Below are 16,512 nucleotides of genomic sequence, written 5' to 3' on the forward strand. Positions count from 1 at the left end.
TAGGCGTAGGCGAGCCGGGGCTGGTTCGACTTCTTCAGCTTCTGGGATCTGCAGAGCGACCAGTGCAGCGTCGGTCTGGCCGAGGTCACGGCGAATGCCGCTGACGACGATGGCCAGCTCGACCCGCTCCTCCTTGGGCAGTCGCTTGGCCTCGGCAGACTGCGCCAGGTCCAGCGCGCGCTCGTGGCGCCCCAGCCCCCGCTCGCAGTCGACCATGAGCGGGATGAGGTGATCCGAGCCACTGATCCGACGAACAGTGCGGAACTCTCCGAGGGCACGAGCGAAGTCGCCGGAGCGGTAGGCCACCATGCCGAGGGCCTCGCGGGCTGCGGGAACGCGGCCGGCCCGGCGCACCGCGGTCTCGGCGTGCGCCATGGCGTTCTCGATCTCGTCGGCCTCGAGCAACGCCGCCACCATGACGAGATGTTGGGCCACACCCTCGGCGTTCTCCTTGCTCAGGGTGCGCAGTTGCTGATGCACCGAACGGTCGAGCTCCTTGCCGGTGACCCCGTCCGGGATGCGGGGTTCGGGGCGGCGCGCAGTCTTGGGTGCCAAGCGAGGGCCGCCACGCTGATCACGGTCCCGGTCCACGCCACCGCGGGCCGGCCGCCCACTGTCCCGTCCTGCGGATCCCCCGTCGCGACGCTCGTCCCGCCCCCGGTCCGGCCGGTCGCCACCTCGGGGTCCGCGACCGCTGGCGTCGCGTCCTCGGGAGGCGTCCCGATCGGACCCTCCTCGGCGCGAGTCATCGCGCCCGCCGTCACGGCGGGGTCCACGGTTCTCGTTGGTCATGAGTACCCTCCAGGGCAGATCTGGCGACAACAGCCGCGTCGAGCAGATGCAGTCTAGGGCCCGGTGCTGCACGGCACAGACCCCAAAATGCGAAATGGCCCGCCATTGTTGGCGGGCCATTCCGGGAATGTTTGTCCGGCTGCGTCCTACTCTCCCACACCGTCACCAGTGCAGTACCATCGGCGCTGAAGGGCTTAGCTTCCGGGTTCGGAATGGAGCCGGGCGTTTCCCCTTCGCTATGACAGCCGAAACTCTATGGAGATGTGGTTGACCCTCCCGTTGCACACCAGGGCCCACTCCCTTGGTGTGGGGGTGGTGGTGTGTGTGGGGAGTCCCGACCGTATCTCGGGAACTGCACAGTGGACGCGAACGCAACTTTTTTAGTGTGTATCAAGTTATCGGCTTATTAGTACCAGTCAGCTACATGCATTACTGCACTTCCACGTCTGGCCTATCAACCCAGTAGTCTAGCTGGGAGCCTCTCGGAGCAGAGCTCCATGGAAATCTCATCTTGAAGCGTGCTTCCCGCTTAGATGCTTTCAGCGGTTATCACTTCCGAACGTAGCTAATCAGCGGTGCTCTTGGCAGAACAACTGACACACCAGAGGTTCGTCCATCCCGGTCCTCTCGTACTAGGGACAGCCCTTCTCAAATTTCCTACGCGCACAGCGGATAGGGACCGAACTGTCTCACGACGTTCTAAACCCAGCTCGCGTACCGCTTTAATGGGCGAACAGCCCAACCCTTGGGAGAGACTCCACCCCCAGGATGCGACGAGCCGACATCGAGGTGCCAAACCATGCCGTCGATATGGACTCTTGGGCAAGATCAGCCTGTTATCCCCGGGGTACCTTTTATCCGTTGAGCGACGCCGCTTCCACAAGCCAGCGCCGGGTCACTAGTTCCGACTTTCGTCCCTGCTCGACCTGCCGGTCTCGCAGTCAAGCTCCCTTGTGCACTTACACTCGAAACCTGATTACCAACCAGGCTGAGGGAACCTTTGAGCGCCTCCGTTACCTTTTAGGAGGCAACCGCCCCAGTTAAACTACCCACCAGGCAATGTCCCTGATCCGGATCACGGACCGAGGTTAGATATCCAGAACGACCAGAGTGGTATTTCAACGTTGACTCCACGAACACTGGCGTGCCCGCTTCACAGTCTCCCACCTATCCTACACAAGCCGTACCGAACACCAATACCAAGCTATAGTAAAGGTCCCGGGGTCTTTCCGTCCTGCTGCGCGTAACGAGCATCTTTACTCGTAGTGCAATTTCGCCGAGTTCATGGTTGAGACAGTGGAGAAGTCGTTACGCCATTCGTGCAGGTCGGAACTTACCCGACAAGGAATTTCGCTACCTTAGGATGGTTATAGTTACCACCGCCGTTTACTGGGGCTTAAATTCTGAGCTTCGACCCCGAAGGATCTAACCCGTCCTCTTAACCTTCCAGCACCGGGCAGGCGTCAGTCCGTATACATCGTCTTGCGACTTAGCACGGACCTGTGTTTTTAGTAAACAGTCGCTTCTCCCTGGTCTCTGCGGCCGTTTCCCCTAGACAGCAAGTGTCTTCAGGGTCTGGGCCCCCCTTCTCCCGAAGTTACGGGGGTATTTTGCCGAGTTCCTTAACCATGATTCACTCGATCGCCTTGGTATTCTCTACCTAACCACCTGAGTCGGTTTGGGGTACGGGCGGCTCGAACCTCGCTAGAAGATTTTCTTGGCAGCATAGGATCACCCTGCTTCCCGCATTCGCGGTCACTATCAGGTCTCAGGATATGTGTGAGACGGATTTGCCTATCTCACTCCCTACACCCTTGGACGTGGACTACCATCGCCACGCGGAGGCTACCTTCCTGCGTCTCTCCATCGCTTGACTACTACCTGATCGGGTCACGCGCTCCACTCACGACCTCCACCCGAAGGCTTTGGTTCACGAGCTTCAGGCGTTTAGCATCACAAGGTTCGTCATGGGCGGTTCTTCGCCGGTTCCGGAATATCAACCGGATGTCCATCGACTACGCCTGTCGGCCTCGCCTTAGGTCCCGACTTACCCAGGGCAGATTAGCTTGACCCTGGAACCCTTGGTTATTCGGCGGACGGGTTTCTCGCCCGTCATTCGCTACTCATGCCTGCATTCTCACTCGTGTGGCCTCCACGGCTGGTTCACACCGCCGCTTCCCTGGCCACACGACGCTCCCCTACCCATCAACACGCTTGGACCACCCACCCGCAGGTAAGATGGCCGGGCAATATGTCAATGCCACAGCTTCGGTGGTGTGCTTGAGCCCCGCTACATTGTCGGCGCGGAATCACTTGACCAGTGAGCTATTACGCACTCTTTAAAGGGTGGCTGCTTCTAAGCCAACCTCCTGGTTGTCACTGCAACTCCACATCCTTTTCCACTTAGCACACGCTTTGGGACCTTAGCTGGTGGTCTGGGCTGTTTCCCTCTCGACTACGGAGCTTATCCCCCGCAGTCTCACTGCCACGCTCTCACTTACCGGCATTCGGAGTTTGGCTAACGTCAGTAACCTGTTGAGGCCCATCGGCTATCCAGTAGCTCTACCTCCGGTAAGAAACACGTGACGCTGCACCTAAATGCATTTCGGGGAGAACCAGCTATCACGGAGTTTGATTGGCCTTTCACCCCTACCCACAGCTCATCCCCTCAGTTTTCAACCTAAGTGGGTTCGGTCCTCCACGACGTCTTACCGTCGCTTCAACCTGGCCATGGGTAGATCACTCCGCTTCGGGTCTAGACCCAGCGACTCATACGCCCTATTCGGACTCGCTTTCGCTACGGCTTCCCCACACGGGTTAACCTCGCCACTGAGCACTAACTCGCAGGCTCATTCTTCAAAAGGCACGCTGTCACCCCACAAGGAGGCTCCAACGGATTGTAGGCACACGGTTTCAGGATCTATTTCACTCCCCTCCCGGGGTACTTTTCACCTTTCCCTCACGGTACTTGTCCGCTATCGGTCACCAGGGAATATTTAGGCTTAGCGGGTGGTCCCGCCAGATTCATACGGGATTTCTCGGGCCCCGTATTACTTGGGATAACTCTCTGAAGTTCACGTCATTTCGTCTACGGGGGTCGCACCCTCTGTGCCGGGCCTTTCAATGCCCTTCGACTATGACGCAAATTTTTGACTCCATGCCGGGATGTCAGTCCCGACCGAGAGGTCCCACGACCCCGTACCTGCAACGCCTGACAGCTATCACACAGATACGGTTTAGCCTCATCCGCTTTCTCTCGCCAATACTCACGGAATCGCGGTTGCTTTCTCTTCCTGTGGGTACTGAGATGTTTCACTTCCCCACGTTCCCTCTACCTGCCCTATATATTCAGGCAGGAGTGACTGGACTTGCCTCCAGCCGGGTTTCCCCATTCGGAAATCCACGGATCACAGTCTGGTTATCGACTCCCCGTGGCTTATCGCAGATTCCTACGTCCTTCTTCGGTTCCTGGTGCCAAGGCATCCACCGTGCGCCCTTAAAAACTTGAGCCACAAAGATGCTCGCGTCCACTGTGTAGTTCTCAACATACGGGCGGCCCCACACCAAACCCGGCGCCTCCCACCACCCCAAAGGAGTCGTGGTGGTTCACCGTGGTGGAGGTCCTGACCGGATACCGGCCTTCAGGAACGAGCATGCGCTCGAGCCCTCAGGACCCAACAACGTGTCAGACGCCGGCCCCTCGACAACTGCGGTCCCTCCCAGCTCCCCCAAAAGAGAACCAGGTGTACTGGCAGTCGCGAACGACACGGCGTCAAATAATCGATGTTCCACCCTTGAGCACCTGCTGCCCCACACTCGGGGACAGACCAGGCTCTGGACCGTTGCCGGCCAGTGCTCCTTAGAAAGGAGGTGATCCAGCCGCACCTTCCGGTACGGCTACCTTGTTACGACTTAGTCCCAATCGCCAGTCCCACCTTCGACGGCTCCCTCCCACAAGGGGTTGGGCCACCGGCTTCGGGTGTTACCGACTTTCGTGACTTGACGGGCGGTGTGTACAAGGCCCGGGAACGTATTCACCGCAGCGTTGCTGATCTGCGATTACTAGCGACTCCAACTTCATGGGGTCGAGTTGCAGACCCCAATCCGAACTGAGACCGGTTTTTTGGGATTCGCTCCACCTTACGGTATCGCAGCCCTTTGTACCGGCCATTGTAGCATGTGTGAAGCCCAAGACATAAGGGGCATGATGATTTGACCTCATCCCCACCTTCCTCCGAGTTGACCCCGGCAGTCTCCTATGAGTCCCCACCATCACGTGCTGGCAACATAGAACGAGGGTTGCGCTCGTTGCGGGACTTAACCCAACATCTCACGACACGAGCTGACGACAACCATGCACCACCTGTATACCGACCTTGCGGGGCACCCATCTCTGAATGTTTCCGGTATATGTCAAGCCTTGGTAAGGTTCTTCGCGTTGCATCGAATTAATCCACATGCTCCGCCGCTTGTGCGGGCCCCCGTCAATTCCTTTGAGTTTTAGCCTTGCGGCCGTACTCCCCAGGCGGGGAACTTAATGCGTTAGCTGCGGCACGGACCTCGTGGAATGAGACCCACACCTAGTTCCCAACGTTTACGGCATGGACTACCAGGGTATCTAATCCTGTTCGCTCCCCATGCTTTCGCTTCTCAGCGTCAGTAGTGGCCCAGAGACCTGCCTTCGCCATCGGTGTTCCTCCTGATATCTGCGCATTTCACCGCTACACCAGGAATTCCAGTCTCCCCTACCACACTCTAGTCTGCCCGTACCCACTGCAAGTCCGGGGTTGAGCCCCGGATTTTCACAGCAGACGCGACAAACCGCCTACAAGCTCTTTACGCCCAATAATTCCGGACAACGCTCGCACCCTACGTATTACCGCGGCTGCTGGCACGTAGTTAGCCGGTGCTTCTTCTGCAGGTACCGTCACTTGCGCTTCTTCCCTGCTGAAAGAGGTTTACAACCCGAAGGCCGTCATCCCTCACGCGGCGTCGCTGCATCAGGCTTGCGCCCATTGTGCAATATTCCCCACTGCTGCCTCCCGTAGGAGTCTGGGCCGTGTCTCAGTCCCAGTGTGGCCGATCGCCCTCTCAGGCCGGCTACCCGTCATCGCCTTGGTAAGCCATTACCTCACCAACAAGCTGATAGGCCGCGAGTCCATCCCAGACCGAAAAACTTTCCACACCATAACCATGCGGCTTGATGTCATATCCGGTATTAGACGCCGTTTCCAGCGCTTATTCCAGAGTCTGGGGCAGGTTACTCACGTGTTACTCACCCGTTCGCCACTGCTCACAGGAAGCAAGCTCCCTGATCACCGTTCGACTTGCATGTGTTAAGCACGCCGCCAGCGTTCGTCCTGAGCCAGGATCAAACTCTCCGTTGATGTTCAAACACCCGAACCCCCCAAAGGAAGCCCGAGCAATACTGAACCCAATAAAGGGTTGTCTACCCGGCTGAGTCTGAACAACCAGCAATTAAGCTGAATGATCATTGTCAACCAAAGGATAATCGAAACGCAGCCACCACTCATCACCCACAAAAGGCAAATCACAGCCACCACGAAACGAGGTTAATTGGCATCGATTTTTGACACGCTGTTGAGTTCTCAAGGATCGGACGCACACCACCACCCAACCCACACCGGGGCCAGACAACAGGGCAACCTGACAAAACCTACCCACGGCCACACTTGGGCGTCAAATCCAAACACCGCACACTTCACGGCCCGGATGCGACTGCACTTGGATCTTCGCGGGGTTCTAACCTTAGCAGCCTCTCGGCGCCTCTCGAACCAGTGTCTCCACCGGTCCGGGCTGGTCGAGTCAACCTTGGGACCGGCCTACTTCGCACGGGGCCTCAAGCCCCACACCGTGGTGTCCGTTCCTCCCTTGCGGGCTGACATCGAGAACAGTAGATGACTCCCGGACCAGAACACAAATCGGCTCGGGGTCAGCGCGTGCCGGACCGGCCGGCATACCCGATTGTGTTGTGAGACAACGGTTCTAGGCCTTGCGGGCGGCAGCCATGGACTTGCGGCCACGTCGGAGGATGGCCACCGAGCCGTGGAGGAAGTGCTCATCGCGAAGGGTGAACTCGGCATCACTGACCTTCTCGCCGTTGACCGAGGCTCCGCCGTCGCCGATCGCGCGTCGGGCGGCGTTGCGGGAGTCGACCAGCCCGACGGCCACGAGGGCTTCGGTCATGGTCATCCCCGGGGACACCTCTCCCCCGGGCAGCTCGGCCGTCGCGTCCTGCAGCGTGCGCAGGTCCAGAGCAGCGAGGTCGCCCTTGCCGAAGAGCGCCTCGGACGCCGCTTGGACCGATGCGGTGGCCTCCGCCCCGTGGACGAGGGTCGTCACGTCTGCCGCGAGGGTGCGCTGCGCGGCTCGCCGGAACGGCTCCTCGGCGAGCTGACGCTCCAGCTCTGCCACCTCGTCCTGGGTGCGGTCGGTGAAGATCCGCACGAGCTTGATGACGGAGGCGTCCTCGACGTTGAGCCAGTACTGGTAGAAGGCGTAGGGGCTCGTCATCGCGGGCGACAGCCAGACGGCGTTGCCCTCGCTCTTGCCGAACTTGTTGCCGGCGGCGTCGGTGACGAGCGGGGTCGTCAGCAGGTGGACAGACTCCCCCTCGACCCTGTGGATGAGGTCCGAGCCGGCGGTGAGGTTGCCCCACTGGTCCTGCCCACCGGTCTGCAGCGTGCAGCCGTGGGCGCGGTAGAGCTCGAGGAAGTCGAGGCCCTGCAGGATCTGGTAGCTGAACTCGGTGTACGAGATGCCCTCGGCCGAGCCCAGCCGCGCCGCCACCGCGTCCTTCTTGACCATCTGGTTGACGCGGAAGTGCTTGCCGATGTCGCGCAGGAAGTCGAGCGCCGACATCGGCGCCGTCCAGTCGAGGTTGTTGACCATGACTGCCGCGTTGTCACCCTCGAAGTCGAGGAAGGGCTGGACCTGGTCCTGGATGCCCGCGACCCACTCGGCCGTCTGCTCCTTGGTCTTGAGCACCCGCTCCGAGCTCGGGCGCGGGTCGCCGATGAGGCCGGTCGACCCACCCACGAGGCAGATCACCCGGTGGCCCGCGCGCTGGAGGTGTCGCAGCACGATGAGCTGGACGAGGTTGCCGAAGTGGAGCGAGGGCGCCGTCGGGTCGAACCCGCAGTAGGCGGTGATCGGTCCGGCCGTCAGGGCGTCCCGCAAGGCGTCCGCGTCAGTCGTCTGGGCGACAAGGCCGCGCCACTGCAGTTCAGCAAGGATGTCGTTCACAGGCGTCAGCCTGCCACGGGCGACTCGGTGGACGCGGGGCGCATCGACGTGTGGGATGGCGTCATGCCGACGCTCTTCGAGGGTGAGACCCCCGTGGATCTGGCGACGGTCCGCGCACTCGTGGATGCCCAGTGCGAAGGGTGGAAGGACCTCCCGTTGCGTGCCATGACCACCTCCGGGACCGAGCACACGACCTACCGGCTCGGCGACGACCTGCTTGTCCGGATCCCGCGTGACTCCTCGGCGGAGCAGGGTCTGCGCAAGGAGATCGACTGGCTGCCCCGGCTGCGGCAGTCCATCGCCCTGGAGCTGCCGGAGATCGAGCACGTGGGGAAACCCACCGGCGCCTACCCGCACATCTGGACGGTCAACCGGTGGGTGGCCGGAGAGGACGCCACCGCGATGGTGCTCTCCGGTGTCACTCCCAGCTCGTGGCCCGACACGTTGGCCGGGCTCGTGAGGTCGCTGCGCGGTGTCGACCTCTCCTCGATGCCGTCGACGGATCTCCCACGAGGAGAGCGCGGTGACCACCTGCGGCGTCGACTCGAGCGCCTTGCCGCGGCCACCGACCCCTTATCGGGCGCCCTAGACCCCACGCCCATCAGGGGCTTGGTGGACACCGCGCTGGCCGCCGGCACACCGGAGCCGGGTCCCGTCCTCCTTCACGCCGACCTCATCCCGGGCAACTTCGTCGTCCGGGATGGAGAGCTCGTGGGACTTCTCGACTTCGGCACCCTGACGACGGGGTACGCCGCGTGGGACCTCACGCCCGCGTGGTGGGTTCTCGACCGCGCCGGGCGCCGCCGCTTCAGGGAGCTTCTCGACGTGGATGACGTGTCGTGGGCCTGGGGACGCGCCTTCGCAGCCGCCCAAGGACTGATGGCGGACTGGTTCTACGGTCCCCGCCACCATGCCCTTGCGCCGCTCGGCGTCCGGGCCGTGGCGGAGGCCCTGGCGGACTGAGAGACTGCCGTCATGGTCGATGCGCAACGTGTGGCGGTGCTGTCCGACGTGCACGGGGTGCTGCCGGTCCTGGAGGCAGTGCTGGCCGAACCCGACGTCGCCGGCGCGGACCTCGTCGTCGTCACCGGCGACCACACGGCCGGGCCCATGCCCGTCGAGACGCTCGATGCGCTCACCTCGCTCGGCGATCGAATCGTGCTCGTGCGGGGCAACGCCGACCGCGAGCTAGTCGCCATCCGGTCCGGCGCGGACAGTGCGCATCCCGAGTCGCTCTGGGCGGCTCACGCCCTGCGGGAGGACCAGATCGCCGTCCTGGCAGGGCTACCCCACCCCGTCACGGTCGACATCGCCGGGTTCGGCCCCGTCCTCTTCTGCCACGGGTCACCCCGCGACGACGACGAGGTCGTGCTCGTCGACTCCCCGGTCCCCGCGTGGCAGAGCGCCCTCTCGACCGTGCCTGACGAGGTGAGGACGGTTGCCTGCGGGCACACCCACATGCCCTTCGTGCGCCTCGTCGATCGCCGGCTCGTGCTCAACCCCGGAAGCGTCGGCATGCCCTACGGCCGCGCGGGCGGAGCGTGGGCTCTCCTCGACCACGGCCAGGTCTCGTTGCGGCACACCGAGATCGACGTCGACGCCGTGTGTGCCCGCATCGTTGCCGAGTCCGAGTACCCCGACCGGGAGGCATGGGCCGACGAGTACGTCCGCTCGCGCAACAGCGACCTCGACGCCCTGACGGCCTTCACGCCGAGGGTGGGACATCCGGCCGGTCACTGACTGGCAGACTCCGGCCATGAGTGAGCGGACGGCATACACCGAGTTCATCGCAGGGCTGCCGAAGGCAGAGCTGCACGTCCACCACGTCGGATCGGCGCGGCCGGAGACCGTGGCGCGGTTGGCCGAACGACACCCCGATGCTGGTGTGCCACACGGCATCGAGGCACTACGCGACTTTTACACGTTCTCGGACTTCGGGCACTTCATCGATGTCTACCTCGCCGTCGTCGGACTCCTGAGGACGCCCGAGGACATCCACCTGCTCACCTACGAGGTGGCCGAAGGCCTTGCGGCACAGCAGGTTCGCTACGCCGAGCTGACGATGACGCCGTTCACCAGCGTGCGGATGGGCATCTCGATCGAGGCCTACACCGAGGCCATCGAAGACGCCCGGCGGGCTGCTGAGCGCGACCACGGCATCGTCCTCCAGTGGATCTACGACATCCCGGGCGAGGCCGGACTGGAGTCCGCGGACGCGACGCTCGGCTACGCGCTCGACCATGGCCCGCAGTCACTCATCGGGTTCGGGCTCGGTGGTCCCGAGGTGCCCCGGCCCCAGTTCAAGCCGCACTTCGACCGTGCCCGTGCCGCAGGTCTGCGCTCCCTCCCCCACGCCGGCGAGTCCACCGATGCCCAGTCCGTCTGGGATGCGCTGGATGTTCTTGGCGCCGAACGCATCGGTCACGGCATCCGCTCCATCGACGACCCGCTGCTGGTCGAGCGGCTGGTCGCCGACCGCATCCCTCTCGAGGTCTGCCCGACGTCCAACCTCGCGACCCGCTGTGTGGAGCGGCTCGAGGACCACCCGATCCGGGCTCTCCGCGACGCCGGCGTCGTCGTCACCGTCAACAGCGACGATCCGCCGATGTTCGGGACGACGCTCAACCGTGAGTACGAGATCGCAGCCGACCTGCTCGACCTGGACGAGCGTGGCCTGGGTGCCCTCGCCGTGACCGCCGTGGACGCGAGCTATGCGCCCGATGCCGTCAAGGAACGCCTGCGCGTCGAGATCAGCGACCACGTCGGCGGATGACGCCGGGCCGATAGACGCTGACCGTCGGCTCCGCATCGATCCAGAACCGCCAGGGGTATGCCGCCCCGTCACCTCCCGGACCACTCACGCCGACACGTGGTCCGGTGCGGACGAGGGACCGGTCGACCTCAGTCGTCGGCGGCAGGAGATGGATGTCCGCGTCGTCCGCACACACGTCGGCCCCGGTGTGCGCACCGTCCAGCCCCAGGCTCTTGGCGAGGCGGGCCGGCCCACGGGCCAGGTCGCGGGCCGGCACCCCAGGTCGGCGCTGCGCGACCAGGGCATGACCGGACTCGATCTCACCGGCACGCAGCAGCACCGCGCTGGCCTCCCCCTCCACCCCGCACACGACGTTGGCACACCAGTGCATGCCGTAGGTGAAGTAGACGTAGAGGTGACCCGCCGGCCCGAACATCACCGCGGTGCGCGGCGTCGGACCACGGAAGGCGTGCGACCCCGGGTCTGCGGTCCCGGCATACGCCTCGACCTCGGTGAGCCGGAGGACCACGTCGCCATGGACGAGGCGCGCGCCGAGGAGCTCCAGCGCGACGTCGAGGACGGGCCGCGCAAAGAAGTCCCTGGGAAGGCGGCTCACCGGATGCTGGGTTGGACCTCGGCCCAGCGGCGGAGCTCGTCACGCCGCTCCGTCGCGCGGGCCAGCTGCTCGGCGACCCGCAAGGGGGCGGTGCCGCCCTTGGCGTCGCGCGATGCGAGTGAGCCCTCGACGGTGAGGACCTCCCGCACGGAAGGCGTCAGGTGCTCGTTGATGCCGGACAGGTCCTCGTCGGTCAGGTCCCAGAGCTCGATGCCACGAGTCTCACAGACCCGCACGCACTCCCCTGCGACCTCATGGGCGATGCGGAAGGCGACGCCTTCGCGCACGAGCCACTCGGCGATGTCTGTTGCGAGCGAGAAGCCCTGCGGCGCAAGGGAGGCCAGCCGGTCGGTGTCGAAGACCATCGTGTCGACCATGCCACTGAAGGCGGGCAGGAGGACCTCGAGCGTGTCGATGGAGTCGAAGACCGGCTCCTTGTCCTCCTGGAGGTCACGGTTGTAGGCCAGTGGCAGGCCCTTGAGGGTGGTGAGGAGCCCGGTGAGGTTGCCGACGAGCCGACCGGACTTGCCACGGGCGAGCTCGGCGACATCGGGGTTCTTCTTCTGCGGCATGATGCTCGAGCCCGTGGAGTAGGAGTCGTCGAGCGTGACGAAACCGAACTCCTTGGTCGCCCAGAGGATGACCTCCTCGGCGATGCGCGACAGGTCGACCGAGACCATCGCGGTGACGAACGCGAACTCGGCGACGACGTCGCGCGCCGCCGTGCCGTCGATGGAGTTCTCGACGGCACCGTTGAAGCCTAGGTCTGCAGCCACCGCCTCGGGATCGAGCCCGAGCGAGCTGCCGGCCAGGGCGCCGGAACCATAGGGGCTCAGGCCAGCACGGGCATCCCAGTCACGCAGGCGGTCGACGTCACGCAGGAGCGGCCAGGCGTGGGCCAGCAGGTGGTGGGCCAGGAGGACCGGCTGGGCGTGCTGGAGGTGGGTGCGTCCCGGCATGGGGACCTCTGGGTGGCGCGTCGCCTGGGAGATGAGGGCGTCGACGACGTCGAGGACGAGGCCGGCCACGGTCCGAGCGTGCTCCCGCAGATACATCCGGACGAGCGTCGCGACCTGGTCGTTGCGGGACCGTCCGGCCCGCAGCCGCCCACCGACGTCGGCGCCGGCGCGTTCGATGAGCCCGCGCTCGAGCGCCGTGTGGACGTCCTCGTCGCCGGGGGCAGGCAGGAACGCACCGGACTCGACGTCGGTGGCGAGCTGCGCCAGGGCTGCGAGCATCGCGGCGAGGTCGTCGTCACCGAGCAGGCCCGCGGCGTGGAGGACCCGGGCGTGGGCGCGCGACCCGGCCACGTCGTGGAGGGCGAGGCGCCAGTCGAAGTGCGTGGACCGGGACAGCTCCGCCAGCGCTTCGGCGGGGCCACCGGTGAAGCGACCTCCCCAGAGGCTCAGTCCTGTCGGCCCCTCCGACGCTGCCTCGCTGGTCTCGTGTGCGCTCACGCGTTCTCCTTGCGGGTGTAGGCCATGAGTCGGGCGGCGACCTTGCGCGACGCCGCAGCTCCGGTCGTGATGACCATGATCGTGTCATCCCCGGCGATCGTGCCGACGATGCCCGGGACGGTGGTGTGGTCGATCGCCGAGGCGAGGAAGTTCGCGGCACCCGGGGGCGTGCGCAGGACGACGAGGTTGGCCGACACCTCGGCCGACACGAGGAGCTCGTGGCAGCGCTGTGCCAGGCGGTTCGTCGTCTCCTGGCCCTCCGGTGCGACACGCACGGTGCGGTCACCACCCTGGCCGGGAACGGCATACACGAGGTTCTTGCCGGACCGGACCTTCTCGGCGCCCACGTCGACGAGGTCACGCGAGAGCGTCGCCTGCGTCACGTCGATGCCGTCCTCGAGAAGGACACCGAGGAGCTCGGTCTGGGAGCGGATGGCCCGGCTCGAGAGGATCTCGTTGATGCGTTGCAGGCGTGCGGTGCGGCTGGACGAGACGGTCACCGCCGGTCACCCCCCGACCTCTCGATGAGCCACGACAGGACGGCCTTCTGGGCATGGAGCCGGTTCTCGGACTCGTCCCACACCACCGACTGCGGCCCGTCGATGACCGAGGCGTCGACCTCGAACCCGCGATAGGCCGGCAGGCAGTGCAGGAAGATCGCGTCCGCCTTGGCACGTGCCAGGAGCTCGGCGCTCACGGCATAGGGCGCAAACGGACTGGCCGAGCCCTGCCGCGACTCCTTCTGCTTCTCGAAGCCCATCGACACCCAGGTGTCGGTCGCCACCACGTCTGCCCCCGTGACGGCCTCGACGGGATCCTGAAGGATCGTCACCGAGCCGCCCTGGTCGCCGGCGAGCGCCACGGCCCTGGCTAGCACCGCGGGGTTGGGCTGGTAGTCGGCAGGGGTGCCGATCCGGACGTGCAGTCCGGACATGGCCATGCCGAGGAGGTAGCTGTGGCTCATGTTGTTGGCACCGTCCCCGACGTAGGCGAAGGTCAGGCCCGCGAGGGTGCCCTTGTGCTCCTTGATCGTCAGCAGGTCGGCGAGGATCTGGCACGGGTGGAACTCGTCGGTCAGGGCGTTGATGACCGGGACGCTCGAGTGCGCCGCCATCTCCTCGATGCGCTCCTGGCCGTAGGTGCGCCAGACTATGGCTCGCGCCTCACGGGTGAGGACCCGGGCGACGTCGGCGATGGACTCCCGGACTCCGACCTGGGCGAGCTTGCCGTCGATGACGAGCGGGAACCCGCCGAGGTGGGCGATGGCGCCGGCGAAGGAGACCTGGGTGCGCAGGGTCTGCTTGTCGAAGAGCACGGCCACGACCTCGGGCCCTTCGAGGCAGCGGTCGCTGAACGGCCTCGCCTTGATGGCGGCGGCACGCTCGAGGATCTCTGCCTGCTCTGCGGGGGTGACGTCGTCGTCCCGGAGGAGGTGCCGAACGGTTGCGCGATTGCGGGGTCCCCGCGAAGTATCGGAGAAGCGAAGCGGGAGAGAACTTTGCGGGGTGCTCATGGTGACGACTCCTTGGCGGTGGCGATGAGAGAAGGCAGGGCGGCGACGAAGAGGTCGAGCTCCTCGCGGCTGATGACCAGGGGCGGCACGAGGCGAATCGCACCTGGCGCCACCGGGTTCACGAGGAACCCCGCCTCGCGGGCGGCAGCTGCGATGCCCGCTGACAGGTCCGACCGCAGGACGATCGCGCGCAGCAGGCCTCGGCCACGCACACCCTCGATGTCGGGATGGTCCAGGCCCATCACGGAGTCCACGATGTGCTCCCCCATCGCCGTCACGTGGCCCAGCAGGCCGTCTGCGTCGATGGTGGTGAGAACGCTCAGCCCCGCGGCGGCCACCAGTGGGTTCCCGCCGAACGTCGTCCCGTGCTGACCGGCAGCGAGCAGCCCGGTGATCCCTGGACCGAAGGTCACCAGCGCGCCGATGGGCAGACCGCCACCCAGACCCTTGGCGAGCGTGATCGCATCCGGGACGATGCCGCTGCTCTGGAACCCGAACCAGTCACCGGTGCGACCGACTCCGGTCTGAATCTCGTCGAGGATGAGGAGCGCACCTGCCGCCGTGGTGATCTCACGCGCAGCCCGCAGGTATGCCGGGTCCGCGACGATCGCTCCCGCCTCACCCTGGACGGGTTCGAGGACGACGGCCGCCGTGCCCTCGGTGACCGCAGCGCGCAGGGACTCGATGTCGTTGTAGGGGACGTGGGAGACGTCGGGGATGAGCGGGGCGAAGGGCTCCCGGTAGGCCGCCTTGTGGGTCAGGGCAAGGGCGCCGGTGGTGCGCCCGTGGAAGGCACCCTCGGCCGCGACGATGCCCCTGCGACCCGTGCGCCGGGACAGCTTGATGGCCGCCTCGACGGCCTCGGTGCCGGAGTTCGCGAAGAACACGCCCGAGCCGGCAGGGGCTTCGGCGAGCGCAAGGATCCGCTCCGCGAGCTCGACCTGCACCCGAGAGGTGTAGAAGTTCGAGATGTGGGCCATCTCGCCGACCTGCTTGGACACGGCCGCCACGAGCGCGGGATGGTTGTGCCCGAGCGCGTTGACGGCGATCCCGCCGACGAGGTCGAGGTAGCGGTTGCCGTCGACGTCCCACACCCAGGCACCATCGCCTCGTTCGAGGACGAGCTGGGGCGCGCCGAAGACGCCGATGAGCGAGCGGGCGTAGCGATCGAGGACGTCCTGCTGGTCGTCGTCGCCGTCGTGGCTACTCAGATGGGGTGCGTTCATGCGTCCTCCTCGATGAGGGTGCCGATGCCGTCGGAGGTGAAGACCTCGAGCAGCAGGGAGTGTGGTTCGCGCCCGTCGATGACATGGGCCTGGGGCACACCTTCGGCGACGGCGCGGATGCAGGCCTCGAGCTTGGGGATCATGCCGGCGTCCACGGTCCTGACCAGCTCGCGCGCCTGGCTGAGGGGCAGGGACGACAGGAGTGAGGAGCGGTCCGGCCACGCGGCATACACGCCCTCGACATCGGTGAGCACGACGAGCTTGCGAGCCCCGAGCGCGACGGCCAGGGCCGCCGCCGCGGTGTCCGCGTTGACGTTGAGCACCTGCCCCTCCTGGTCGAGGTCGGGGGCGATCGTCGAGACCACGGGGACCCGGCCTGCGTCGAGCAGGTCCATGACGGACTGGGTGTTGACCGAGACCACGTCACCGACGAGCCCCAGGTCATGCTCGACCCCGTCGACGACGACACCACGACGGCGAGCGCCGAAGAGCGCACCGTCCTCGCCGGAGAGACCGACCGCAAGCGGTCCGTGCTGGTTGAGCAGTCCGACCAGCTCGCGTCCGACCTGGCCGGTCAGGACCATGCGCACGACGTCCATCACCTCGGGTGTGGTGACTCGCAGGCCGCCCTTGAACTCGCTCTCGAGTCCGAGACGGTCGAGCATGGCCTTGATCTGCGGGCCGCCTCCGTGGACGACGACGGGCCGCAGTCCGACGTAGCGCAGGAACGCGATGTCCTGGGCGAAGGCGCGCTTGAGCTCGTCGTCGATCATCGCGTTGCCGCCGTACTTGATGACGACGAGGGCGCCGCGAAAGCGCTCGAGCCACGGCAGCGCCTCGACGAGGGTGCTTGCCTTGAGCCTGGTCACGTCATCGATCATCGGTGGCTC

At 65.1% G+C, this 16,512-nt stretch carries 11 protein-coding genes and 3 rRNA genes; 3 read left to right on the forward strand and 11 right to left on the reverse strand.

What is annotated here, in order from left to right; genetic code table 11:
* The 5 genes from ACZZ98_RS00005 to tyrS all read right to left on the reverse strand — a co-directional run.
* Window positions 1-555: hypothetical protein (locus tag ACZZ98_RS00005; protein WP_463514366.1), on the reverse strand; the 555-nt coding region annotated here is incomplete at its 3' end.
* 370 nt (window positions 556-925) lie between these two features.
* Window positions 926-1,042: ribosomal RNA gene (gene rrf / locus ACZZ98_RS00010) — 5S ribosomal RNA — on the reverse strand.
* Between the two features lie 136 nt (window positions 1,043-1,178).
* A 23S ribosomal RNA gene (locus ACZZ98_RS00015) occupies window positions 1,179-4,302 on the reverse strand.
* A gap of 353 nt (window positions 4,303-4,655) precedes the next feature.
* Window positions 4,656-6,179: ribosomal RNA gene (locus ACZZ98_RS00020) — 16S ribosomal RNA — on the reverse strand.
* Together the 16S, 23S and 5S rRNA genes form the textbook arrangement of a ribosomal RNA operon.
* 619 nt (window positions 6,180-6,798) lie before the next feature.
* The gene (tyrS, locus tag ACZZ98_RS00025; RefSeq protein WP_463514367.1) at window positions 6,799-8,058 is read right to left on the reverse strand and encodes a tyrosine--tRNA ligase; all 1,260 of its coding nucleotides are present in this window, start codon (window positions 8,056-8,058) and stop codon (window positions 6,799-6,801) included.
* 63 nt (window positions 8,059-8,121) lie between these two features.
* On the opposite strand from tyrS, the gene ACZZ98_RS00030 reads away from it, so the two are divergent.
* From ACZZ98_RS00030 to ACZZ98_RS00040, 3 genes are read left to right on the forward strand one after another with little or no spacing between them, the layout of a single operon-like run.
* On the forward strand, window positions 8,122-9,021 hold the full coding sequence (locus ACZZ98_RS00030) for an aminoglycoside phosphotransferase family protein (protein WP_463514368.1): 900 nt from the start codon (window positions 8,122-8,124) through the stop codon (window positions 9,019-9,021).
* Between the two features lie 12 nt (window positions 9,022-9,033).
* The gene (locus tag ACZZ98_RS00035; protein WP_463514369.1) at window positions 9,034-9,798 is read left to right on the forward strand and encodes a metallophosphoesterase family protein; all 765 of its coding nucleotides are present in this window, start codon (window positions 9,034-9,036) and stop codon (window positions 9,796-9,798) included.
* Between the two features lie 16 nt (window positions 9,799-9,814).
* Window positions 9,815-10,831 (forward strand): adenosine deaminase, encoded by a 1,017-nt coding sequence (locus ACZZ98_RS00040; protein WP_463514370.1) that lies wholly within the window; start codon window positions 9,815-9,817, stop codon window positions 10,829-10,831.
* Here the strand turns inward: ACZZ98_RS00040 and ACZZ98_RS00045 are convergent.
* The 6 genes from ACZZ98_RS00045 to argB are packed head-to-tail and all read right to left on the reverse strand — an operon-like array spanning window position 10,809 to window position 16,503.
* Window positions 10,809-11,426, reverse strand: coding sequence for a DNA-3-methyladenine glycosylase (locus tag ACZZ98_RS00045; RefSeq protein ID WP_463514371.1), 618 nt, complete (start codon window positions 11,424-11,426; stop codon window positions 10,809-10,811). The genes ACZZ98_RS00040 and ACZZ98_RS00045 overlap by 23 nt on opposite strands.
* Window positions 11,423-12,883 (reverse strand): argininosuccinate lyase, encoded by a 1,461-nt coding sequence (argH, locus tag ACZZ98_RS00050; protein ID WP_463514372.1) that lies wholly within the window; start codon window positions 12,881-12,883, stop codon window positions 11,423-11,425. The genes ACZZ98_RS00045 and argH overlap by 4 nt, the downstream gene beginning before the upstream one ends.
* A complete protein-coding gene (locus ACZZ98_RS00055) occupies window positions 12,880-13,383 on the reverse strand; it encodes an arginine repressor (protein WP_463514373.1) in 504 nt (167 codons plus the stop codon). The genes argH and ACZZ98_RS00055 overlap by 4 nt, the downstream gene beginning before the upstream one ends.
* Window positions 13,380-14,396: an ornithine carbamoyltransferase gene (argF, locus tag ACZZ98_RS00060; RefSeq protein ID WP_463514374.1), complete on the reverse strand. Its 1,017-nt coding sequence runs from the start codon at window positions 14,394-14,396 to the stop codon at window positions 13,380-13,382. The genes ACZZ98_RS00055 and argF overlap by 4 nt, the downstream gene beginning before the upstream one ends.
* Window positions 14,393-15,622, reverse strand: coding sequence for an acetylornithine transaminase (locus ACZZ98_RS00065; RefSeq protein ID WP_463514375.1), 1,230 nt, complete (start codon window positions 15,620-15,622; stop codon window positions 14,393-14,395). The genes argF and ACZZ98_RS00065 overlap by 4 nt, the downstream gene beginning before the upstream one ends.
* On the reverse strand, window positions 15,619-16,503 hold the full coding sequence (gene argB, locus ACZZ98_RS00070; RefSeq protein WP_463514376.1) for an acetylglutamate kinase: 885 nt from the start codon (window positions 16,501-16,503) through the stop codon (window positions 15,619-15,621). Before argB ends, ACZZ98_RS00065 begins: the two co-directional genes overlap by 4 nt.
* Window positions 16,504-16,512 lie beyond the last annotated feature (9 nt).

The sequence above is a fragment of the Knoellia sp. AC549 genome (assembly GCF_979258975.1).